The 22,896-nt window shown below is 62.7% G+C and carries 20 protein-coding genes and 1 pseudogene; 16 read left to right on the forward strand and 5 right to left on the reverse strand.

Features of this window, described 5'->3' with window-relative positions:
* Positions 1–55: 55 nt before the first annotated feature.
* A complete protein-coding gene (locus NVV77_RS05365) occupies positions 56–2,227 on the forward strand; it encodes an FdhF/YdeP family oxidoreductase (protein WP_295411457.1) in 2,172 nt (723 codons plus the stop codon).
* A gap of 96 nt (positions 2,228–2,323) precedes the next feature.
* A complete protein-coding gene (ettA, locus tag NVV77_RS05370) occupies positions 2,324–3,979 on the forward strand; it encodes an energy-dependent translational throttle protein EttA (protein ID WP_295411458.1) in 1,656 nt (551 codons plus the stop codon).
* Here the strand turns inward: ettA and NVV77_RS05375 are convergent, their stop codons facing one another.
* Entirely contained in the window at positions 3,980–4,933 is a 954-nt protein-coding gene (locus NVV77_RS05375) for a tetratricopeptide repeat protein (RefSeq protein ID WP_295411459.1), read from the reverse strand. It lies immediately after the preceding gene.
* Positions 4,934–5,188: 255 nt separating this feature from the next.
* Here NVV77_RS05375 and NVV77_RS05380 point away from each other — a divergent pair, with 255 nt between their 5' ends.
* The 8 genes from NVV77_RS05380 to NVV77_RS05415 all read left to right on the forward strand — a co-directional run bounded on the left by NVV77_RS05380 (position 5,189) and on the right by NVV77_RS05415 (position 10,483).
* Entirely contained in the window at positions 5,189–6,094 is a 906-nt protein-coding gene (locus NVV77_RS05380; RefSeq protein ID WP_295411460.1) for a sulfurtransferase, read from the forward strand.
* A gap of 91 nt (positions 6,095–6,185) precedes the next feature.
* Entirely contained in the window at positions 6,186–7,400 is a 1,215-nt protein-coding gene (locus NVV77_RS05385; protein WP_295411461.1) for a YeeE/YedE family protein, read from the forward strand.
* Positions 7,397–7,798, forward strand: coding sequence for a hypothetical protein (locus NVV77_RS05390; protein WP_295411462.1), 402 nt, complete (start codon positions 7,397–7,399; stop codon positions 7,796–7,798). Before NVV77_RS05385 ends, NVV77_RS05390 begins: the two co-directional genes overlap by 4 nt.
* On the forward strand, positions 7,798–8,391 hold the full coding sequence (locus NVV77_RS05395; protein WP_295411463.1) for a hypothetical protein: 594 nt from the start codon (positions 7,798–7,800) through the stop codon (positions 8,389–8,391). Before NVV77_RS05390 ends, NVV77_RS05395 begins: the two co-directional genes overlap by 1 nt.
* A 73-nt stretch (positions 8,392–8,464) precedes the next feature.
* The gene (locus NVV77_RS05400) at positions 8,465–8,842 is read left to right on the forward strand and encodes a response regulator (protein ID WP_295411464.1); all 378 of its coding nucleotides are present in this window, start codon (positions 8,465–8,467) and stop codon (positions 8,840–8,842) included.
* A 137-nt stretch (positions 8,843–8,979) separates the two neighbouring features.
* A complete protein-coding gene (locus NVV77_RS05405) occupies positions 8,980–9,318 on the forward strand; it encodes a hypothetical protein (RefSeq protein WP_295411465.1) in 339 nt (112 codons plus the stop codon).
* Complete coding sequence (locus NVV77_RS05410; RefSeq protein ID WP_295411466.1) at positions 9,315–9,647, forward strand: hypothetical protein; 333 nt, start codon at positions 9,315–9,317, stop codon at positions 9,645–9,647. The genes NVV77_RS05405 and NVV77_RS05410 overlap by 4 nt, the downstream gene beginning before the upstream one ends.
* Positions 9,647–10,483 carry an alpha/beta hydrolase gene (locus NVV77_RS05415; protein ID WP_295412245.1) on the forward strand — a complete coding sequence of 279 codons (837 nt, stop codon included), beginning with the start codon at positions 9,647–9,649 and terminating at the stop codon, positions 10,481–10,483. Before NVV77_RS05410 ends, NVV77_RS05415 begins: the two co-directional genes overlap by 1 nt.
* Positions 10,484–10,573: 90 nt before the next feature.
* Here the strand turns inward: NVV77_RS05415 and NVV77_RS05420 are convergent, their stop codons facing one another.
* On the reverse strand, positions 10,574–11,023 hold the full coding sequence (locus NVV77_RS05420) for a host attachment protein (protein WP_295411467.1): 450 nt from the start codon (positions 11,021–11,023) through the stop codon (positions 10,574–10,576).
* A gap of 191 nt (positions 11,024–11,214) precedes the next feature.
* On the opposite strand from NVV77_RS05420, the gene rarD reads away from it, so the two are divergent.
* Complete coding sequence (gene rarD / locus NVV77_RS05425) at positions 11,215–12,159, forward strand: EamA family transporter RarD (protein WP_295411468.1); 945 nt, start codon at positions 11,215–11,217, stop codon at positions 12,157–12,159.
* On the opposite strand, the gene NVV77_RS05430 is transcribed toward rarD, so the two are convergent.
* From NVV77_RS05430 to NVV77_RS05440, 3 genes are read right to left on the reverse strand one after another with little or no spacing between them, the layout of a single operon-like run.
* The gene (locus tag NVV77_RS05430) at positions 12,156–13,670 is read right to left on the reverse strand and encodes a tetratricopeptide repeat protein (protein ID WP_295411469.1); all 1,515 of its coding nucleotides are present in this window, start codon (positions 13,668–13,670) and stop codon (positions 12,156–12,158) included. The two genes, rarD and NVV77_RS05430, sit on opposite strands and share 4 nt — an antisense overlap.
* Positions 13,667–15,337, reverse strand: a complete 1,671-nt coding sequence (locus NVV77_RS05435) for a tetratricopeptide repeat protein (RefSeq protein ID WP_295411470.1) — start codon at positions 15,335–15,337, stop codon at positions 13,667–13,669. The genes NVV77_RS05430 and NVV77_RS05435 overlap by 4 nt, the downstream gene beginning before the upstream one ends.
* A 48-nt stretch (positions 15,338–15,385) precedes the next feature.
* Entirely contained in the window at positions 15,386–16,300 is a 915-nt protein-coding gene (locus NVV77_RS05440) for a hydrogen peroxide-inducible genes activator (RefSeq protein WP_295411471.1), read from the reverse strand.
* Between the two features lie 94 nt (positions 16,301–16,394).
* Between NVV77_RS05440 and katG the strand changes: the two are divergent.
* From katG to NVV77_RS05465, 5 genes and pseudogenes are all read left to right on the forward strand, one after another.
* Positions 16,395–18,591 (forward strand): annotated as a pseudogene (gene katG / locus NVV77_RS05445) (catalase/peroxidase HPI).
* A gap of 171 nt (positions 18,592–18,762) precedes the next feature.
* Positions 18,763–19,911 (forward strand): DUF2336 domain-containing protein, encoded by a 1,149-nt coding sequence (locus NVV77_RS05450; protein WP_295411472.1) that lies wholly within the window; start codon positions 18,763–18,765, stop codon positions 19,909–19,911.
* 148 nt (positions 19,912–20,059) lie between these two features.
* Positions 20,060–21,010 (forward strand): metalloregulator ArsR/SmtB family transcription factor, encoded by a 951-nt coding sequence (locus tag NVV77_RS05455; RefSeq protein WP_295411473.1) that lies wholly within the window; start codon positions 20,060–20,062, stop codon positions 21,008–21,010.
* Positions 21,011–21,014: 4 nt separating this feature from the next.
* Positions 21,015–21,911 carry a methylenetetrahydrofolate reductase [NAD(P)H] gene (gene metF / locus NVV77_RS05460; protein ID WP_295411474.1) on the forward strand — a complete coding sequence of 299 codons (897 nt, stop codon included), beginning with the start codon at positions 21,015–21,017 and terminating at the stop codon, positions 21,909–21,911.
* 127 nt (positions 21,912–22,038) lie between these two features.
* Complete coding sequence (locus NVV77_RS05465) at positions 22,039–22,833, forward strand: hypothetical protein (protein WP_295411475.1); 795 nt, start codon at positions 22,039–22,041, stop codon at positions 22,831–22,833.
* Positions 22,834–22,896: the final 63 nt, after the last annotated feature.

A 22,896-nucleotide genomic window follows, 5' to 3' on the forward strand; every position in this document is an offset into this window, starting at 1 on the left:
TGCCTGCGCCGCGTCATGAGCCGACAATGGCGGCGCAGCAAGTCGGAGTTTGGCCTTGGCCGATACCAGTAACGTCGTGGGCGGCGGCCCCAAGAAAGTTCTCTATACCCTGTCCACCATCGGTAAGATGGGCGTGGGCAAGGCCGCCAAGGCGCTGACGGCGAAAAATACCTGCAAGGCCTGTGCCTATGGCATGGGCGGCCAACATGGCGGCATGACCAATGAACTCGATGAGTTTCCCTCGGTCTGCAACAAGTCGGTGCAGGCGCAATCGACCGATATTCAGCCACCCATTCCAGAGCCGATTTTCGAGCACACAATTGCCGAACTTTCCGAACTCTCGGGGAGAGAAATGGAGCGACTTGGGCGCCTTGGCACGCCGCTTTTTCGGCGCGCCGGCTCGGATCGTTTCGAGCCGCTCGATTGGGACTCCGCGCTCGATCATGCAGCGCATCGGCTCGCTGAAACCGATCCCAAGCGGACATTTTTTTATTCCTCGGGACGCTCGTCCAACGAGGCGGGGTTCCTATTCCAGCTTTTGGCGCGGGCCTATGGCACCAACAACGTCAACAACTGCTCCTACTATTGCCACCAGGCGACAAGCGAGGGCTTGGCCACCACGATCGGCAAGGGCACGGCTACTGTCGAACTCGAAGACCTGACCGGGGCTGACCTGATCTTCGTCATCGGCGCCAATCCTTCGTCGAACCACCCGCGCTTCATTCACATGCTGAAAAACTGCCGCGAGCGGGGCGGACAGGTGATCGTCATCAATCCGGCCAAGGAGCCGGGGCTGGTCAAATTCGCCGTGCCGAAATCGCCTCTCTCAATGCTCAAGGGCGGCAGCGATATCGCATCTGACTATCTGCAGCCGCGGATCGGCTCGGATATTGCGCTGTTCAAGGGGCTCGCCAAAGCCGTGCTGGAGCAGGGGACCGAGGACCGCGCCTTCATCGCTGCCTATGGCGCCGATTTCGATGCCTTCCGTAACGACATTGATACGCTTGGCTGGGATGAAGTCACCGAGGCCTGCGGCCTGTCGCGCGAGGAGATTTCGCGCGTTGCCGCCGCCTATGGCCGCTCGCAGCATGCGGTCTTTGCCTGGGGCATGGGCATGACGCACCACGTCCATGGCACAACCAATGTCGAAGCCATCGCCAATCTGGCGCTCATCCGCGGCATGATTGGCAAGCGGTTCTCCGGCCTCCTACCGCTGCGTGGCCATTCCAACGTGCAGGGCATCGGCACCATCGGGGTCAAACCGGTGCTGGCGCGCGATGTTCTTAAGCGCATGGAAGACGTGTTTGGCGTCAGTTTCCCCGAAGAAAAAGGCCTCGACACCATGGCCTGCCTCAAGCGGGCCGAGGCCGGAGAAGTCGATGCCGCCGTCATCATGGGCGGCAATCTCTGGGCCGCGACGCCGGACACAGCCTTTTCCAGCCGCGCCATGGGCGCCATCGGCTTCAAGCTTTTCCTGACGACGACGCTGAACCAGGGTCATGTGCATGGCCTCGGCGATGGCGAAGTGCTCATTCTTCCCGTCACGGCGCGTGACGAGGAATGGGAGCCGACGACCCAGGAATCGATGTTCAACTTCGTGCGGCTTTCCGATGGCGGCATCGACCGCATCAGCACCGTGCGACCCGAAAGCTGGATCCTCGGCCAGATCGGCAAGCGTGTCCTGCCGGATTCTCCGATCGATTTCGACGCCTTTTCCGGCCACGCAAAACTGCGCGACGCCATCGCTGCCATTGTGCCGGGGATGGAGGAACTGGCCGATATCGACGTCGCCAAGCGCGAATTCCATATCCGCAACCGGGTGCTGCATGTACCCGAATTCGGCACGCTGGACGGCAAGGCGCATTTCGTCGTCACGCCAATTCCCAAGCTCGAAAAAGGCAAGCTGATGCTTGCCTCGGTGCGCAGCGAGGGGCAGTTCAATTCCATCATCTACGAAGAAACCGACAGCTATCGCGGCAAGGCGGGGCGCTATTCGGTCTTCCTGAGCATGGCAGATATGGCTGAGCGCGGGCTGGCCGAAGGGCAAAAAGTACGCGTGCGTTCTTCCGTGGGTGAAATGGAGGGGATCGCGACCAGCTTCGACCTCCCGCCCGGCTCCGTGCTCGCCTATTACCCCGAGGCCAATGTGCTGATCGGCACCGAAGTCGACCCGCGCAGCAAGACGCCGGCGTTCAAATCGGTGCCCGTGGAAGTGGCTGCGGCATAGTTCCTCTGGGCGACGGCTTTGCCCCCGTTGCCCGAACCTCCCGCATGGCCTACATAGGCGCCAACTCCCGAAAACCCCTTGAAGAGGTCTTCGCCCATGGCGCGCCAGTTTATTTATCACATGCACGGAATGTCGAAGGCCTATGCTGGCGGCAAGAAGGTGCTGGATAATATCCATCTCTCCTTCTACCCCGATGCCAAGATCGGCATTCTCGGCCCGAACGGCTCGGGCAAGTCGACGTTGCTGAAAATCATGGCCGGCATCGATACCGAATTCACCGGCGAAGCCTGGGCTGCCGATGGCGCCAAGGTCGGCTACCTTGCTCAAGAACCCCAGCTCGATCCGGCGCTGAACGTGCTGGGCAACGTCATGACCGGCGTCAAGGAAAAGAAGGACATCGTCGACCGCTACAACGAGTTGATGATGGAATATTCCGACGAGACCGCCGACGAGGCGTCCAAGCTCCAGGACATCATCGACAGCCAGAACCTGTGGGATCTGGAATCGCAGGTGGAAGTCGCTATGGAAGCGCTCGGCTGCCCTCCGGGCGATGCCGACGTCAACAATCTCTCGGGCGGTGAAAAGCGCCGCGTCGCGCTTTGCGCGCTGCTGCTGAGCAAGCCCGACCTGCTGCTGCTCGACGAACCGACCAACCATCTCGACGCCGAAACCACGGCTTGGCTCGAACGGCACCTGCGCGAATTCGAAGGCGCGGTGCTGATCATCACCCACGACCGCTACTTCCTCGACAATGTCACGGGCTGGATTCTCGAGCTCGATCGCGGCCGCGGCGTGCCCTATGAAGGCAATTATTCCGCCTACCTTGATGCCAAGGCCAAGCGCTTTGCGCAGGAAAAGAGCGAAGACGCAGCGCGCGCCAAGGTGCTGGAACGCGAACGCGAATGGATGGGCCAGAGCCCGCAGGCGCGCCAGTCCAAGTCCAAGGCCCGTCTCAAGGCCTATGACGAACTGGTCAAGATCAACGACGCCCGTACCCAGTCGCACACGGCGCAGATCATCATTCCGCCTGGTGAACGCCTCGGCCACAACGTCATCGACGTCGAAGGCCTCTCAAAGTCGTTCGGCGATCGCCTCCTGATCGACAATCTCTCGTTCAAGCTGCCCCCGGGCGGTATCGTGGGCATTATCGGCCCGAACGGCGCGGGCAAGACCACGCTCTTCAAGATGCTGACCGGCCAGGAACAGCCCGATGGCGGCTCGATCACGGTCGCTGAAAGCGTGCACCTCGGCTATGTCGACCAGAGCCGCGATGCCCTCAACCCGAACAAGACCGTGTGGGAAGAAATTTCCGGCGGCGACGAAGTGCTGCTTCTGGGCAAGCGCGAAATGAATTCGCGCGCTTATACCTCCACCTTCAACTTCAAGGGTGGCGATCAGCAGCAGAAGGTCGGCAATCTCTCGGGCGGCCAGCGCAACCGCGTGCACCTCGCCAAGATGCTGAAGAGCGGCGCCAACGTCCTGCTCCTCGACGAACCGACCAACGACCTCGACACCGAAACCCTCGCTGCGCTCGAAGAAGCGCTGGAGGAATTCGCCGGCTGCGCCGTGATCATCAGCCACGATCGTATGTTCCTCGATCGCCTGGCGACCCACATGCTGGCCTTCGAAGGCGACAGCCATGTCGAATGGTTCGAAGGCAACTTCCAGGACTACGAGGCCGACAAGGTCCGTCGTCTTGGCGCCGATGCCGTCAATCCGAAGCGCGCAACGTATAAGCCGCTGACCCGATAACTACAGTGGGAGCGGGCCGTTCTGTGTGTGCGCATGCAGAGCGGTTTCGCTCCCTTCCTTATCCCTTGTCGCCGTCAAGGCGTTGACTATCGGCGCTGTGCTGCAAAAGGCCTGTTTGTAGTCCCGATGGTCGTGGGGTGCTCTTGCCGGCTGCGCGACCAGCCATTGATCGGCCAATTCCGTTGCACGTTCGGCGACGCTGTCGCTGACACTCGCCCGCAATGGCACGAGCGCGCTGATCGCCTTCTCGCAACCCACCATCGCAGATAGTGTCAGCCACTTGAGGCCCTCCGACAGTTCCGCTTCGGACTGCGCCTTGTTGAGCAGATGCATGCCGTAGGACAATTGAGCGCCGGCGTGGTGGTGTTCGGCGGCGCGCTTTAGAAAGCCGATGCCTTTGTCGAAATCGGCGGCAAACCCGAACTCGCCGAAAATGTGTGCCGAGGCCGTAAGCATCAGTGCCCGGGGTTCATTTTGCTCCACGGCCTGCGCCAGATAGTGCTTCCCGCGCTCCAGGTCCAAAGACACGCCAAGGCCGTTCAGGTACCGTATTCCCAAGGCCAGCTGGGCATAGTCGTCGCCGCCTTCGGCCGCGAGCGTCGTCCACTTCAACCCGGCCTTGATGTCCTGGGCTACGCCGCGCCCGCTGTAATAGTCGGTGGCGACGTCGAATTGTCCGGTTGGATTACCTGCCTCCGCGGACCGCAGCGACCATCTGAAATGCTCCGCATAGTCCGGCGCTCTGCCTTCGCCCCAATAGTACATATGGGCAATTTTGCTTTGCGCGTCGCTATTTCCCGCTTCAGCCAGGGGGAGGAGCAAGTCGAAGGCCAGATCATAGTCGTGACTGTTAAGGGCTGAAATCCCGGCTTCGTAGTTCGACAAATCCTGGGCCGTCGAATGCACGGTTTGGACGAACAGCAATGCAGACAGGACAGCCAACACAATACGCATGGCGCATGCTCTTGCCCTTGAACGACTGTGTCATCAGCTTGTCAAATCGGCTGGGACTCATCAAGTGCTGGCGTTCCCAACCGCGCCGCCTTGAGCCTGTCTGCGGGGCGGCTATTCTCGCCTAGAAAGCAATTCTATCTGGTGCAGCACCAGGAGCGGGATTTTGCTCTCTTGTGGCGACATTTGGGCCGCTGCGCTTCGATTTCTCTACCTATCCCGTATAGATTTCTCTCCATATTTCATTGGAGGATTGCCATGCGTCTCGCATCGTTTGCCGCCGCCGCTGCTTTTGTCGTTGCGGTTCCCGTTTTTGCCTTTGCGGCAGATGTTACGCCGCTCGTGACGGCCGAATGGCTCAAGGCGCATGCCGGTGACGAGAACATCGCCATCATCGATATCCGCGACAAGGTCGACGAGACCGATCTCGGCGATCTGCCCTTTATCGCCAATGCCGCGGTAGCTCCCTATGCCAGCGCCGGCTGGCGCACCGAGGTCGATGGCGTGCCGGGCCAGATCCCGCCGACCGAGCAGATCGCAGCGCTGATCAGCAGCCTTGGCGTCGATGCTGATGACCACGTGGTCATCGTGCCGTGGGGCACGGATTCCTCTGAATTCGGTGGTGCGACCCGCGTCTACTGGACCTTCAAGTATCTTGGCCATGACGCCGTTTCGATCCTCGATGGCGGCTGGCGCCAGTATGACGCCGTTGGCGGTGAGCGCGTTGCCGAAGCGGCCGTTCCGGCTGCGGCCGAATTCCCGGTCAATGTCCGCCCCGAACTGCGCGCGACGACGCCCGACGTCGAAGCGGCACTCGCTGCCGGCACCAAGCTCGTCGACGGCCGTCCGGAAGAGCAGTTCCTCGGCCAGTCCAAGAGCCCGGTCGTTCGTATCGAAGGCACCATTCCTGGCGCCGTGAACATTCCGCACTCGAAGTTCTACAGCGCCGAATATGCCAGTTTCGCGCTGCCCGAAACCGTCGCCGCGCTCGCACAGGGTGCGGGTCTGGCCGAAGGCGAAAAGAACATCGTCTTCTGCAATACCGGCCATTGGGCTTCGATCGCCTGGTTCGCCCTGCATGAAGTTGGCGGCAACAAGAACACCGCCATGTATGACGGCTCGATGGCTGAATGGGCTGCCGATCCGGCCCGCCCGATCCAGTAAGATCGCGGCTCTTCATCACTGATCTGGATTGGATGTTGCGCCGCAAGGCTGCAGCATCCAAACCTTTTAGAACATCTGCATTTTGAGAATCATGAGCGATATTTCCGCACCCGCGCCAAAATTCCTGCCGCCCGCCGTGGCGGATAGGGCGCCGCTTCTTGTAGCCGCCGCCATGTTGCTGGCTGGCTTTGCTTTCATCACCTGGCAGGTCGACCTGCGCCAGGGCACGCTGTTTCTAATCGGCGGTGGTCTGGGCGTGGCGCTTTACCACGGCTCGTTCGGCTTTACGGGCGGCTGGAAGCGCATGGTGGTCGAAAAGCGCGGCCGCGGCATGCGGGCGCAGATGCTGACGATCGGCGTTGCGGCGCTCGCCATGATCCCGCTGGTGGCCGCCGGCAACATTGGCGGTCAGGCCATGGTTGGCGCCATGGCGCCGGTCGGCGTGTCGGTGCTGCTGGGCGCCGCCATCTTTGGCCTCGGCATGCAATTGGGCGGTGGCTGCGGTTCGGGTACGCTGTTCACCGTCGGCGGTGGTTCCGCGCGCATGCTGGTCACGCTGGTGTTTTTTATCGTCGGTGCGGTGATCGGCACGGCGCATCTGCCGTTCTGGCTGTTGCAGCCCGCTTTGCCGGCCATCAGCCTCGGTGCCGAGCTTGGCGTCGGCTTTGCCATCGCGGCAACCATTGCTGGTCTCGCTATCGTGGCGCTGATCACGGCGGTGATCGAAAAGCGCGTGCACGGCAATATCGAGCCTGAACCGGCTCCGGCGCGGCAGGGCTGGACCTGGATTCTCTATGGTCCCTGGCCGCTGGTCGGGGCAGGGCTGGTGCTTGCCCTTCTCAACATCGCGACGCTGCTGCTCGCGGGCCATCCCTGGTCGATCACCTATGGCTTTGGTCTCTGGGGCGCCAAGATCGCTTCGGCGGTCGGCATTCCGGTCGCGAGCTGGGAGTTCTGGACCTGGCCGGCCCAGGCCCAGGCGCTGAATTCCAGCGTGCTGGCCGATACGGTCTCGGTGATGGATTTCGGTCTCGTGCTCGGCGCGGCTTTGGCCGCAGCAATTGCGGGCAAGTTCGCGCCCAAGGCCGCGCTACCGCTCGGCTCGCTGCTGGCGGCCGTCGTCGGTGGCCTGCTCATGGGTTATGGCGCGCGCCTGTCCTTCGGCTGCAATATCGGGGCGCTGTTCTCTGGCATTGCCACGGGGAGCCTGCATGGTTGGCTCTGGTTTGCCGCTGCCTTTGTCGGCTCTTTCGTGGGCGTCTGGCTACGTCCCTTCTTCGGTCTTGATGGGTTCGCCAAGAAATGAGCGCTCGCAACACTCTTCTCTTCGGCGCCGCACTCGCCGTCACCACTGCCGCCATCGCCTATGACCATGTGACCAACCCCGTGCCGCCGCGCCCGACGGCTCAGACTGCTGCTGCGTCTGGCTCGGCACCTTGCGCCGCCGGGGCTGCGCCTTGCGCTGCCGGTGCCGTTGCTCCCTGTGCCGCAGGAGCGCCTGTCGCACCATGTGCCGCCGGTGCGCCGGCCAAGGCGGCTCCGCCACCGCCGCCTGCCAAGCCGCCGGCGCAAAAGGCACCGCCACCACCACCGCCGGCACAGCGTCCGGCGGAAGCTGCTCCCGCAAAGGCTGGGCCGCCGGCGCCACCACTTTCCAAACCTGCCGGGCAAGAAGCGCCTGATCTGGCGGTGGAAGGCGTCTGATGACCACAGCCCGCGAGCACGCTCTCAGCGAAATCGTCTTTTGCGAGACCGTGCTCGCCAAGGGCGGTCTCAACGTCCTCAGCGACACATTTCGCGGTGTGTCCGATATCGAGGCCTGGGAGCACTACCCGGCCGGCGATGTTTTCGACCCGGCCAGCAATGCGCAGTGGTTTTACCACTGCCATCCGGCCAGCGAAGGCTCAGCCGAGCATGGCCATTTTCATTGCTTCCTGCGGCCCGATGGCCCCGAAGGCGCCATCCACCATCTGATCGCCATTGGCGTCGATGCGAACGGCCGCTTGCTGCGGCTCTTCACGGTCAATCAGTGGGTGGTGGGGGACGACTGGGCCGATGCGGACAGGACGATAGACCTGATCACGCGCTTTGATATGCAGATGCCGTCGCCGTCCTATCTGGTTAATCGCTGGCTTACCGCTATCTTTGTGGCTTACGAAAGCGAGATCGCTGACTTGATCCGGGCTCGTGATGCGCTGCTTGCCGCCCATGTTCCGCCTGACGGAATAGCGGTGCGGGAGGATAGGGCGCTCGAAGTCACGTCGGAATTCGTTGTCGCGTTGCGCCCGGGGTCTTGAGCCCTAAAGTGCCTGCCAGTTAGTTTCGCGACGGCCAGATGAGTCGGCCTTCGATTGCGCACAGGAGCCGTTCTTGGCCAAGTTTACCGGTAGCCGGGCCTTTGTCGTCGAGGACGAAACGCTGGTTCTCTTCGGTCTCGAAGATGTCCTTACCGATCTCGGCTGCGAAGTGGTGGCACAGGCGATGCGCCTCGATCAGGCTGTCGCCATGGCAGAAACCCTGGGGCCGGTTGATGTTGCCATTCTCGACGTCAATATCGGTGGCACAACGGTATTTCCGGTGGCGCAGATATTGAAAGAGCGCGGCGTGCCGCTGATTTTTGCGACTGGCTATGGCCGCGCCGGGCTGCCACCCGAGTGGCAGAGCCATGCCGTCATCGTCAAACCCTATTCGCTGCAGGATATCGAGCGTGCGCTGACCCCGCTGCTTGCCGGCCGCCCCGACGAATAGGCCGCTTTCCCAAGAAGTCGGCCTTTACCATCGTCGTCAAAGCGCAATAATACACATTGGGTTTGCTGCGATTTCTGCCATAAGCTTGGTTTCCAGGGCCCAAGGGTCTTTGGTTATCTGGCGTTCTGGGGGAATGCATGAAGATTATGATCACGGGGGCGATGCTGGCAGCCAGCCTTGCCCTCGCGGCTCCGGCATTGGCCGTATCGGGCCAGTGCTCGTTGACGGGTTACGATGAGTTTGGATGCGATGTGGAGACCGATGGCGGCGGACTGACCTTTGCCTTGCCCGACGGCCAGACTTTCGCTTTCGCCCTTGTCGAAGAAAATGAAGGACTCGGCTACCTCATTGCTGCCGACGCCAAGCCCGGTCAGCTCCCTGAGGAACTGGGCGCATTCGCCCCACTTCCGGAAGAGCCCGGCTGCTGGCAGGCGGAGCGGGACGACACGAAGTTCTGCGCCCTGGTGTTCGAATGAAACCGGCGCGCGCCACTTTCGCCGCATTACTGGCCATGCTGGTGATGTCGTCGGCAACGATGGCAAAGGAAGCGCGTTGTTTCACCACTGACGATGGCGAATATTCGTGCGATTTCCAGCGGCTTGACGAGGCTGGCAGCTTCCGCATTTCGGCGGCAGGCAAACCGACCTTCGAACTCTGGATCGAGGCAGACGGGCAGGGCTTCGTTAGCGCCACCTATGAAAAAGGCGGCCGCTCGGTGCCCCTGCCGGGAACCTATTTCAGGGCCAAGAAAGACCAGGCCTGCTGGAAGAGCGACGCGACTGAAACGGAAATCTGCGCGTGGTAATGGACGAATTCACGATTGATATCGACGGCGCCACGCTGACGGGTGTCGAAATGGGTGACGGCCTGCCGGTCGTTTTCCTCCATGCCGGTGTTTGCGACAACCGCATGTGGCACGACCAGATGCGGCTTGCTGCCGACAATGGCTGGCACGCCATTGCCTACGACCGACGGGGTTATGGCGATGCCGAGAGCCCCGACGAGCCCTTCAGCCATCTCGAAGATCTCGAAGCGATTCTTGACGCCTTCGACATTCACGCGGCGATCTTTGTCGGCTGCTCGATGGGTGGTGGGCTGGCGATCGATTTTGCCTTGAGCCATCCTGGCCGCGTCATCGGCCTCGTGCTGATTGGCACCTCCGTCACCGGGGCGCCCTGGAGCGCTACGGCCGAGGAAAGCGCTATCGAAATGGCCGAGGAAGATGCCTGGGAGCGCGGCGATCTCGACCTGCTCAACAAGGTGCAGGCCCACGAATGGCTCGATGGTCCGCGCGCTCAGAGCGGCCGCGTCGGCGGTTCGGTGCGCGAGCTCTTTCTCGATATGAATGCCAAGGCTCTCGCGAAGCCCGAACTCACGCAGGAAGAGCCGCGGCCTGATGCCTGGAGCCGTGTAGACGCAGTGACGTCGCCGACCATGCTGATCGTGGGCGACGAGGACTTTTCTGCGCTCATCGACCGGCACGAGCATCTGTCCGAGACCATGCCCAATTCCTTCGCTGCCGTACTCGAAGGCGTGGCCCATATCCCCAGCATCGAACGGCCCGATCTCATCAATCGGATGCTCGAGGAATTCCTCGATGCGCTGGCGGGTGAGGATCTGGAACCGGACGACGACGAATAGAAGGTCAGGTGCGACACTGATTCCGGTTTTCGTCCCAAGCTATTGAAAACAAAGATCGGCCGGAGCGAGTGTCGCTCCGGCCGATTGCTTTTACACCGCGATGATGCCGTCGAGGTGCTTGTCGATACTGAGGGTCGGCAGGTTGGTCAGGTCCTTGTCGAGCTCCGCGACAATCGTCTTCTTCACATGGTCGGAGAGCACCTTGCGCAGATTGCCCAGGGCGAGTGGGGCAGCGGCGATGACCAGCCGGTCGAAGGCGCCGTCCTGGGCCTTGCGGTCGAGGGCCGCTGCCACCGTGCGAACGAATTCGGCTTCCCGGTGCTGCGCGGGATCGGTTTTGGGCTCCATCGCGGAGCGTGCGGAGCCGGCGGAAGAAAAGCCGCGGCCGGGGCGATCAGAGTTGATGTCCTTGCTCTGGAGCGGCTCGATGGCCCAATCCAGCCCCTTGACGCTGGCTAGCCCCTTTCCAGGGCCAGTATTTTCCAGCACTCGGGCCTGCGTGCCATCGGCGATCAAGATCCAGGTGACGGTCTTTTTCATTCGCTGCTCCTGCAAGTTGGTCTGGCTGGAACCGAGTGTTGTGCGGCTCCCTGAGGCCAAACGTCCAACACTCTGAAAGGTTGGCCTTTTCGATCAGCAATGCAAGACAAAGCGATCACAAACTCTGATTGGCCCGCAAACGCCGGGGCTGTTAGTGCTGGCCTCGCGCCCCGGTGGCGCGGAGTCCGTCCATGACCTTGCCCGAACAGGCGCCCGACGCGGTCGCGCCTGCACCGTCCTCGCTGCCAGCCGATCCCAGCCAAACCCGTAACGGCGTTGTTGCCGCGCTCGGTGCCTATCTGCTCTGGGGCTTTTTGCCGATCCTGTTCCACCTGCTCGAATCCGCCGGGTCGGTGTTGATCGTGGCGGAACGGACGCTGTTCTCGTTGGTTCTGCTCATCGGCATCCTGGCGTTCGGAGCCGGGTTCCGGGAAGCCAAGGCGTTGCTGACCAACTGGAAGACGTTCCGCGTCGTGGCACTCTCGACGGCGCTGCTGGTCGTCAACTGGCTGATCTATGTCTGGGCCGTGGAATCGGGGCAGGTGCTTGAGGCGAGCTTCGGCTATTTTATCAATCCGCTGGTCAATGTCGCCATAGGCATGATCCTGCTCGGCGAGCGCCAGAACCGGCTGCAGACGATTGCCATCGCCATTGCCGTCGTTGCCATTGCCATTCAGGCCGTCGGCCTCGGCAGCATTCCCTATGTGGCGCTGAGCCTTGCCTTCTCCTTCGGGTTTTACGGCTTCTTCCGCAAGACGGCGCCATCGGGCCCGGCCACCGGCCTCTTTGCCGAAACAGTCATCGCCGCACCCTTCGCCCTGGCCTATGTGGCTTTCGACCTCGCCACGCGCGGCCTTGGCCCGCATGCCGATCCGCAGACCATGCTCCTGCTCGTCCTGACCGGGCCGGCCACGGCTGTGCCGCTACTGCTCTTTGCCTATGCCGTCCGCCGCCTGCGGCTCACCACGATAGGCATGTTCCAATATCTGGCCCCGTCCATTCAGTTTCTCGTCGCCGTCTTCCTCTTTGGCGAAGAGCTCAATGGCATGCGCCTTTTCAGCTTCGTGCTGATCTGGCTGTCGCTGATGGTTTTTTCCTACGACAGTTTCAGGCAACGCAGCCTGGCGCGAGCCTAGTCGCCCAGGCGTTCCAGCGCCGCTTTCGCCATCTCGATGCCCGGCAGTTCGGTACCAAGCGTGAGATAGTGCTCATAGAGCGGTCGCGCCTTGGCGGCCCGGCCTGCCTCGTCGTGAAGCTGAGCCAAAAGCAGCACCGCCTCGGGCAGGGGCGGCGTTGCTTCTGTCAGGGCAAGGATGGCGTCGCCGGCCTCGGCGTAGCGCCCGAGCTTTTGCAGCACCTGCGCTCGCCCAATGGCTTCATCCGGGGTCGGGACGGTCAGGTCCGTCAGCTTGCCATAGATCTCGGCCGCGCCTTCGAAATCCTCACGTTCGAGCCGCACGGCGATCAGCGCGCGCAGGGCCTCGCTGTCGTCCGGGGCATAATCGGCCCAATCGCGCACCAGCGCTTCGGCGGCTTCGAGATCACCTTCAGCACGGTGCATTTCGCCCAGGGCCTGTAAGGCGGCGCCATAGCCAGGATCAATCGCCAAAGCCTCGCGAAACGCTGCGCGTGCGTCCTCTACCTCTCCTGCTTCAAGAGCCAGCGTGCCAAGATGCACAAGCGGCGCAGGCGAGAGCGGATCGGCTTCCGCCGCCGCGCGGGCCAGCTGCCTCGCGCCATCGAGATCACCTTCGGCGGCCGCAAGGTCGGCCTGAAGACGGATGATCACTGCCGCCTTGTCGCCGTCGCTGGGCAATTGGCCGAGTGTTGTCCTCGCATCCTCGTTCTGCCCAAGCGCAAGGGCTGCCCGGACGAGGCCGATACGCGCCTCAATGAAGGCTGGGTCGTCCACGAGTGCCGCGAGATAATGGGTCTTGGCGTCCTCGCCATGGCCCTGCGACAGGGCGATGTCGCCGAGCAGAACATGGGCCCAGCGCGCATCGGGCCCGCCGGCTGTGGCAATGCGTCTGGCTCGGGCGATGGCGCCCTCTGGATCGGTGACGGCGCGCGCGGCGGCGCCGATCAGCGGATCCAACACGTCGTAAATTCCCGCGGCTGCCTCGCGAAAATAGACCGGAACCGGCGTCGTACCCAAAGGCGGCAGGTCGATGATCTCGATACTGCGCCCGACCACGCGTAGCCGCAGCCGCTGCCCCTCCGGGGCGCAGTCGCTAGTCTGGCAGATGATCTCACCCGCGATGCGCGTCTCCTGGCTGCCGAAGAACTGACGCAATTGCTTGACGATGGCGTCGACCGAAAGGCCGCTGCCGGGCAGGGAGAATTCGACGAGCTGGCTATCGGGCACGGCGACAAAACTCTGCCTTGCGATGGCGGCCGTCTGCGAAAAATCCTGCAACCCGTCCCAGACGCGATTGGCAGCAACGGCCGAAGTGAGCCCGCGATCAGCCAATGCCTCCGGCACGCCGATTGGTTCGATGACGATCGGATTGCGCACGATCTGCGCGCCCATCGTGGGAATGAGCAGGATCATGGCGATGAAGAAGCCGATATTGACGATCATGGTGCGCAGCGTCGAAAGGCTGGCATCGAGTTTTGTCAGGCCAAGACCTCCGGATTCCTCGCTCATGGCTTGGTTTCCTCCGCCTTGCCGGCCTCGGCAGCCGTGGCATCCAGCCCATCGAGAATGTCGAGGAAGCCGGTGGCGAGATTGCCATATTGTGTGCCGGAGGTGTCGAGTTCGAGGACGCGTTCAAGGTCGGCCCGCGCGAGGTCATTCTGGCTGGAAATCGCATAGGCCGCGCCGCGCCCAAAACGCGCTGACGGGTCATAGGGTCTTAGCGCTATCGCCCGACCAAACCGTTCGATCGCCTCGGGTACCCGGTCGAGTTCCTGCAATATGCTTGCCGACTGATAGAGCAGGTCGAAGTCATCGGGCGTAATCGCCAGCGCCCGGTCATAGGCCTCAAGCGCCTCGGCCTGCAGCCCGAGGAAGCCCAGCGCCGCGCCATGCAGGGCCTGGGAATTGGCATCCATGGGCTGATAGCGCGCCGCGGCTCCCATCAGCGCCTCGGCACCGGCCAGGTCGCCGCGGCCGGCATGGGCGATGAAGAGCGGTTCGACGGCAAGAGCATAGGCCGGGTCGATTTCCAGCGACCGCTTGAACCACTCCAATGCTTCGTCGCCCTTGCCCCGAGCCTCTTCGATCTGGCCCATCCGGGCAAAATAGTGCGGGCTGGCCGGATCGAGCGCCGCTGCCTGCTGCAAAAGGGCGATTGCGCCATCCGCATCGCCACGCACATTGCGCAGCTCGGCCTGGCCTTCGACCACCGAAGGATTGTCCGGATAGGCGGCCGATAGCGCGTCATATGCACTTTGCGAGGCATCGAGTTCACCGGCCTGCCGCAGCGCTCGGGCCAGGTTGATCCGGGCGATGAGAAATTCCGGATCGAGCGCGAGCGCCGCGCGATACTCGCTGATGGCGCGGTTGTAGTCCGCGGCATTGGTGTGGACATTGCCGATTAGGTTGTGCGCCCATTTGGCATCGCTGTGCCGCTGGCGCACCAGCCGCCGCGCCAGCGCCGTGGCACGCACCGGCTGCGCATCGGCGATGGCGGCCACGGCCACGAAGGGGTCGAGCACCGAAAGCACCTGCACCGCGGCATTGGTAAAATAGCCGCGCTGGTCCACCCCTTCCATGGGCGGCAGGTCGATCACCTCATTGGTGCCCTTGAGCACACGCAGGCGCAATTGCATCTCGCCGGGCGTGCAGGCCTCGGTCTTGCAGACGATCTCGCCGCCGATACGGGTCTGGTGCAGGTTGAAGAATTGCCGCGTCTGCCGGACGATGGAATCGAGCGAGAGGCCGACGTCGGGCAGGGCGAACTGAATGCGCTGGCTATCGGGAATGGCGCTGACGCTGGCCTTGGAGGTCCGCGCCTGCGTTTGCGCATCGCGCAGGCCGTCCCACAACCGGCTCGCGGCTACCTCCGGCGTGATGCCCTGTTCGATCAGCGCCTTGGGCACCGCGATAGGCTCGATCACCACCTGATCATAAAGAAACTGCCCGATCATCACCGCGATGAAGAGCGCTGCCGCCAGCACAAAAACCACGTTGAGGATGATGTTTCGGAGCAGCGTCGCGCCGGTATCGAGAGAGGGCAGGGCGAGCCGGCGTTTTGGCGGTGGTGCCGGTTCGGCCGCCGGCGTTGCCGGGGCGGCGGTTTTTCGCGTGCCGCTCGTAGCGGTCTTTCGGCGAGCCGGCCGCGCGGCAGGCTTGGCGGGGGCACGCGCCATGTGCAACGAACTCCGGCGGAACGCTACAGTCCGTCAAATTCATATTGCCTAAATTGCAGGGTGAACAGGGGCTTGCGCGCGGGTCTTGCGGATCACGCTGGCGATTTCTTCAAAGGTCCGGCCGAGCGGGGTGGCCTCGCGCCAAACGAGCGCCAGGTGACGCCCAGCGCGGGGATCATCCAACTGATGCACCGCAATGCGCGGATCGCTCGCTTCCTTGCGGAGCGCAATCTGCGGTAGCAGCGTCACGCCCTGCCCATTGGCGACGAACTCCACGATGGTGGAGAGTGACGTCGCCGCAAAAGTGCGCGTCGAACGTTCCCCCTCCAGCCGGCAGGCGGAAATGGTCTGATCGCGAAAGCAGTGCCCCTCGTCGAGCAGCAGGATGCGTTCCGGTTCGAGCGCTGCCAGCGACACCGGCTCGGCGGTCAATTCGCTGCTCGGCGTCGCCAGCACGAATGGGTCCTCGAAGAGCGGCGACACGACCAGCTTGGGACCACCTGCCGGCGGCTCGGATGCGATAAGCGCAATATCGAGGCTCCCGTCGGCAAGGCTCTCCAGCATGGCCTCGGTCCGGCTTTCGCTGATGGTGAACTTCAGCGCCGGCAAGTGCTGTGTCAGCGCCGGAAAAATCTCGGGCAGCAGATAGGGCGCAACGGTTGGGATCAGCCCGAAGCGGATGGGCCGATTGGGCTTGCCGACACTGCGCATGGCAAAATTGTCCAGCGCCTCGGACGCCGCCACGGCGGGCCGTGCCAGCTCGACAAAGTCCCGTCCGAATGGGGTCAGCCGCACGCCCGTTTTCAGCCGGTCAAAAATCGTCGAACCGCAAAGCGTCTCCAGCGCCAGGATTTGCTGAGACAAGGCCGGCTGCGAAACGGCGCATTCATCCGCCGCTTGTCCGAAATGGCCGGTCCGCGCGACGGCAAGCGCGTAGCGCATCTGTCTGAGGGTGATTGTCACGATAATTTCTTCCTATCGGTGGAGAAAGAATTATCGATTGGCCCAATGGTTGTCACCTGAATATAACGCGCCTCAGCAGCAAAGGAGCCCCTATATGACCGATACGACGAATTCTCCCCACGGCGAGGCCCCCGCCGGCAAGTGCCCGGTGGATCATGGCGCCGCAAAGGTGCGCGCCAACAGCGACTGGTGGCCCAATCAGCTGCGAACGGACCTGCTGAACCAGCACTCGTCCAAGTCGAGATCCGCTCGATTCCGGCTTCAGCTATCGCGAAGCGTTCAAGAAGCTCGACTATGCGGCGCTCAAGAACGACCTGCGCAAGCTCATGACCGACTCGCAGGACTGGTGGCCGGCAGATTTTGGCCACTATGGTCCGCAGTTCGTCCGCATGGCCTGGCACAGCGCCGGCACCTATCGCCTGAGCGATGGCCGCGGCGGCGGTGGCCGTGGTCAGCAGCGTTTTGCCCCGCTCAACAGCTGGCCTGACAACGTCAATATCGACAAGTCGCGTCGCCTGCTGTGGCCGATCAAGCAGAAGTACGGCCAGAGCATTTCCTGGGCCGATCTGATGATCCTCGCCGGTAATGTCGCGCTCGAAACCATGGGCTTCCGCACCTTCGGGTTTGCCGGTGGTCGCGAAGACACCTGGGAACCGGATGAAGACGTCAACTGGGGCACCGAAACCGAGTGGCTGCAGCACCGTCCGCTCGACAAGTTCGACCGCGGTCTCGGCGCCACCGAAATGGGCCTGATCTACGTCAATCCGGAAGGTCCGGGCGCCAATGGCGATCCGCTTTCGGCCGCAAAATTCATCCGCGAAACGTTCAAGCGCATGGCGATGAATGACGAAGAGACCGTTGCCCTGATCGGCGGCGGCCACACCTTCGGCAAGACCCATGGCGCTTCGGCTGAATCCTACAAGGGCGTCAATCCTGAAGCGGCTGATCTCGCCGAGCAGGGCTTTGGCTGGACCAGCTCCTATGGCACGGGCCACGGCGCTGACACTATCGGCAGCGGCCTCGAAGTCACCTGGACCCAGACTCCGGCCCAGTGGAGCAATTTCTTCTTCGAGAACCTCTTCAAGTTCGAATGGGTGCAGACCCGCAGCCCGGCTGGCGCCATCCAGTGGGAAGCCAAGGACGCTGATGCTGTCATTCCGGATGCTCACGATCCGGCCAAGAAGCACCGTCCGACCATGCTGACCACGGACCTGTCGCTGCGTTTCGACCCGATCTACGAAAAGATCTCGCGCCGCTTCCTCGAAGACCCGCAGGCCTTTGCAGAGGCTTTTGCTCGCGCCTGGTTCAAGCTGACCCACCGCGATCTGGGCCCGCGTACGCGCTACATCGGCCCGGAAGTGCCGAAGGAAGAGCTGATCTGGCAGGACCCGATCCCGGCCGCCACTGGCGTTCTCGTCGACGCCGCTGACATCAGCGACCTCAAGCAGAAGGTTTTGGCCTCGGGCCTGTCGGTTTCCGATCTCGTCGGCACCGCCTGGGCTTCCGCCTCGACTTTCCGCGGTGGCGACAAGCGCGGTGGCGCCAACGGTGCCCGCATTCGCCTTGCTCCGCAGAAGGATTGGGCGGTCAACCAGCCGCTCGAACTGGCACGCATTCTCGAAGCCCTCGAAACCATCCGCACCGAGTTCAACCAGAACGCTCGTGGCGGCAAGCAGATCTCGCTCGCCGACCTGATCGTTCTGGCCGGCAATGCCGGTATCGAACAGGCCGCTCGCGTTGCAGGACACGATGTGACCGTGCCCTTCACGCCCGGCCGCACCGACGCGTCTGCCGAGCAGACTGATGCTGCGAGCTTCGACTACCTCGAGCCGCCCGCCGATGGCTTCCGCAACTACGAGAACCCGGCTCTGGCGGCTCCCGCCGAAGTCGTGCTGCTCGACCGCGCACAGCTCCTTACGCTCACGGCGCCCGAACTGACCGTGCTTGTGGGTGGCCTCCGTGCCATCAACATCAATGTCGGCGGCACCGAGCATGGCGTCTTCACCAAGCGTCCGGGCGTTCTGACGAACGACTTCTTCGTCAACCTCCTCGACATGAGCACGCAGTGGAAGGCGACTTCCGATGCCAAGACGCTCTACGAAGGCACCGATCGCAAGAGCGGTGAAGTCAAGTGGACCGCAACGCGCGTTGACCTGGCTTTCGGTTCCAACTCGGTGCTCCGCGCCCTGGCCGAAGTGTATGCCAGCGGCGATGCTCAGACCAAGTTCGTCACCGACTTTGTGGCCGCCTGGACCAAGGTCATGAACGCGGACCGCTTCGATCTGCTCTAATTCGTACTAGCGAGAACAAATTGGGCCTCGGGGGAAATCTCCGGGGCCCTTTTTCTTGGCCCCTGTGAATCCAGCAATTTGAATCAATTGCCTTTCGCTGCCTTCAGTACTCCCAAGCGACTCTGCGAGCACCCTGACTCCATCTATGCGGCATCCCGCCCGGAGAAGGTTATGAGTGAATTTGAAGAAGGCCGCCGAGCATTTGCGAGCTTTCGTGTGCTGAATGGCGAAGATAGCCATTCGGAGCGGGATCAACTGTTCCGCAACATGGCCAAGCTCTTCAGCTTTGTCTCCGACCGGTGCGACGATGAGCAAGTTGTGCAGTACGACGAGGCGCTTTGTCTCCTCGCCGAATTGGTCGAAGTCGAAGCCCGCGCCCATGTCGCGAAAATCCTGGCGCCGCTACAGCGTGCTCCCGGCACGGTGGTGGTCAAGCTCGCCAATGACGACATCGAAGTCGCCCGGCCGTTGTTGGAATTTTCCAACGTGCTCAGCGATGACGATCTGATCGACATCATCGAAAAACAGTCCGAAGCGCATCGTGCCGCCATTGCCGGTCGCGCCGCGGTTACCGAACGCGTCAGCGAGGCCGTCGTCGAACACGGCGACGCCACCTCGGTCATCAAGCTGGTTCGCAATGCCAATGCCGAGATCGGCCGCACCGCGCTTGAAAAGCTCGTCGAACGGGCCAGCCACGACGCCGCCATTGCCGAAGATCTTCGCAATCGCGCCGAGATCGACTGGAAATCGTTGCGCGGCGAAATCGACTCGGTGGCCGACAAAGTCCTCGAAACGCTCGGCGAGGTCGATGGCCGCTTCGATCCGATTACGGCCGGCAAGGTCAATGCCGTTGTCTACAAGCGCATCCGCAACCGTGCTGGCTTCAATGCGCAGGAGTGGAAGGTCGCCTATAATCAAGTGCGCGCACTGACCGACCGCAAGCAACTTGATGATCGTGCTCTGGCCCGCTTTGCCCGCTTCGGCTATGGCCACCACGCCGCCGCCGCCATCGCAGTCATGCTGCGCGTCGCTCCGGAAATCGTGGTGAAGTGGCTCGCCAGCCAGGACTATGCCGCCGTTACCGTTGCCCTGCGCGCCGCGGGTCTCCAGTCCGACCTTTTCGGGGCCATTGCCCCCACCTTGCCCTGGCGCGATCTGCCCACCGATGATCATCAAACCATGATGGTCAGCCGCTTCGAGGCGCTGGATGAGGAAGAGGCCCGGAACATCTTCGAGTTGTGGCGCGCCCATTCCTTCCGGCGCAAAAACCCGGCAGCGGCGACGGCTCATATCCAAGAGCCACAGGCAATGACGGCCTAGCCTCAATCGCCGCGGCCCTTGCCGCGGCGTTTTCGTCTGCCTTCACTCCGCTATCAATCTCCACGACGCGTCGGAGATGAAAAAACACTAGACCTCGCTTTGCAGCTAGATATAAAGATATCTTTATATCTTGTGCGCGAGGCAGAGTGTGTCTGAACTGGTCGGTGTATTGAAGGCAGCGGGGGAGAGCACGCGCTTGCGGCTTCTGGCGCTGCTCGCCGATGGCGATCATTCCGTCAAGGATCTTACCGAGATCCTCGACCAGAGCCAACCCCGCGTCTCCCGCCACCTCAAGCTTCTGGCCGATGCCGGCCTTATCCAGCGCCACGCCGAAGGCGCCTGGGCCTATTATGGTCTCGCCCCGCACGGCCATGGCGCGGAACTGGCCCGCTGGCTCGTCGCCCGCATCGATCACAACAATCCCGAGCGCCAGCGCGACCGCGACCGGCAGGCCGCCGCGCTCGCCGCGCAGCAGGCTTTGGCGACAGCCTATTTCGCCAAGGTTGCCGAAAGCTGGGATCTGCTCAAAACCCTGCATGTGCCCGAGGAGGCCGTCGAAGCGGCACTGCTCGAAGCCCTCAGGGATCGTGTCGTCGACCTCCTCGTCGATCTCGGCACCGGCACCGGCCGCATGCTCGAACTTCTGGCGCCCGTCTACAAGCGCGCCATCGGCGTCGATTCGAGCCGCGAAATGCTCGCCGTCGCGCGCTCGCGCCTTGCTGCTGCCGGGCTCAACCAGGCCCAGGTGCGTCTTGGCGACATTGCTGCCCTCGATTCCGCCATCGGCCTTGCCGATGTGGTGGTGATCCATCAAGTGCTGCACTATTTCGACGATCCCGGCCGAATGCTGGGGCAGGCGCGACGCCTGCTCAAAAGCGGCGGCGAAATCCTGATCGTGGATTTTGCCCCGCATGCCCTCGAATTCCTGCGCAGCGAACATGCCCATCGCCGGCTTGGCCTGTCGCAGGAGCAGATGACCGGCTGGGCGGAAGCGGCGGGATTGCACGTGCAGTCCATGCGCGAATTCCCCAGCAAGAACATGGATGGCGGGCTGACGGTATGCCTCTGGCGCCTCAGCGACCGCGCAAAGACGGAATAGACCAATGATCGACGACGACCTCCGAGCCAGTCGCCTGACCGCCGACAAGCGCCCCGAGTTGCAGATTTCCTTCGAATTCTTCCCGCCCAAGACCGATGCGATGGAAGAAAAATTCTGGGAATCGATCGGCAAACTCGCCCCGCTAAAGCCCCGCTTTGTCTCCGTGACCTATGGGGCAGGGGGCTCCACCCGCGAACGTACCCTGCGCATGGTGCGTCACATCACCTCCGACACCGGTGTGCCGGCGGCTGCGCACCTCACTTGCGTCGGCGCCACTCGCGATGAAATCGACGAGGTTGTCCGCGGCTTTGCCGAAGTTGGCGTGAAAAGCATCGTCGCCTTGCGTGGCGATCCGCCGGAAGGCATCGGCAAGCCCTTCTCGCCGCACCCGCAGGGCTACCAGAACGCCGCCGACCTCGTGGCCGGCATTCGCAAGCTCGGCGACTTCGACATTTCTGTCGCCGCCTATCCCGAAAAGCACCCGCAAAGCGGGAGCTGGGCCGAGGATATCGACAACCTCAAGCGCAAGATCGACGCCGGCGCCAATCGCGCCATCACGCAGATGTTCTTCCGCAATTCGGACTATCTGCGTTTCGTCGATCGTGCCCGCAAGGCCGGCGTCAAGGCGCCCATCGTGCCCGGCATCCAGCCGATCCACTCGTTCAAGCAGATTTCCGGTTTCGCGGCCCGTTGTGGCGCATCGATTCCCGATTGGCTGGCCGAGCGTTTCGAGGGCCTCGAGAATGACCCGGATACGCATGCCCTGGTCGCCGCGGCGGTCGCCGCCGAACAGGTGACGGAGCTCCTCGATGAGGGTGTCACCGAGTTCCACTTCTACACGCTCAACCGCTCCAATCTGGTGCTGGCACTGGCACGTTTGCTGGGTCGCCGGCCTGACTAAACCGGCGTTCAGCTTTCATTCAGCTTGTTGGCGGCAAAAGAATGTGAACTGGTGGTTCATAAAATGGCCACCAAGTTCGCCTTGAAGGGCGGATCACTCGCGACGCAAAGCGGAGCCGACTAGACCTATGAAGATGGATCGCCGCCTGACCAATGGCCTCGCCTGGGCCGGGGCGCTGCTCGTCATTGGCATTCCTGTTGCCGATTATCTCACCGGTACCTTTGCTGGTTCCGATACGCCCAGCGTTGCGGTTGTCGACGCGGCACCCGTTGCTGCGGAGGTCGCTGCCGTCGTGCCGCCGGCCGTGACCAAGCCCGTGGTGGCCGACACACCGAAGACCGCTCCGACGCCTGCTGCCAAGCCGCAGGTAGTTGCCAGCGCTTCAGACCCAGTTTCCGGTTTCCTGCAGTCCGGTAAGCCGCTGCCGAGCTATATTACAGGCGCGGATGCTCCTGCGACCGCGGCCCCTGCCAAGCCCGTCACCACGCCAACCGCCGAACAGCCCGCGCAGGCCGTAACGACGTCGCCTGCCACCACAATTCCGGCCCCCGCCGAGCAGGTTGCCGCCCTGCCGGCCAAGGCCGCACCGATGCCGATGCCGCTTTCCATGCGGCCGCAGCCCGTTTCGGTTCCGCTGGCCTCGAACCAGCCTCTGATCATCGATCAGCCGACAGCTGCGCCGATCATGCCGACGCAACAGCAGCCGGCCGATTTCGTCAGCGCCGAAGATCTCGAAGATTGGGAATCAGGCCCTCTCAACGAATTCCTCGCCCGTCGCGGCCAGCAGAGCAGCGCCACTTACCGGGTGCAGCAGAATGTGCCGGCCTATGACAGCAACGGCTTCTGGCTCGACGAGGGCCCGCAAAACGATCGTCCCATCCGGCGCTATAGCGAGGACGATGTCTATTACACGCCATTCTGATCGGCAAAGAGCGAGCGGCTCCCATGCACGAGAGGGCATGGACCGCGGCGCAATGCACAGATA

Source organism: Devosia sp. (assembly GCF_024707125.1).
GTDB lineage: Bacteria > Pseudomonadota > Alphaproteobacteria > Rhizobiales > Devosiaceae > Devosia.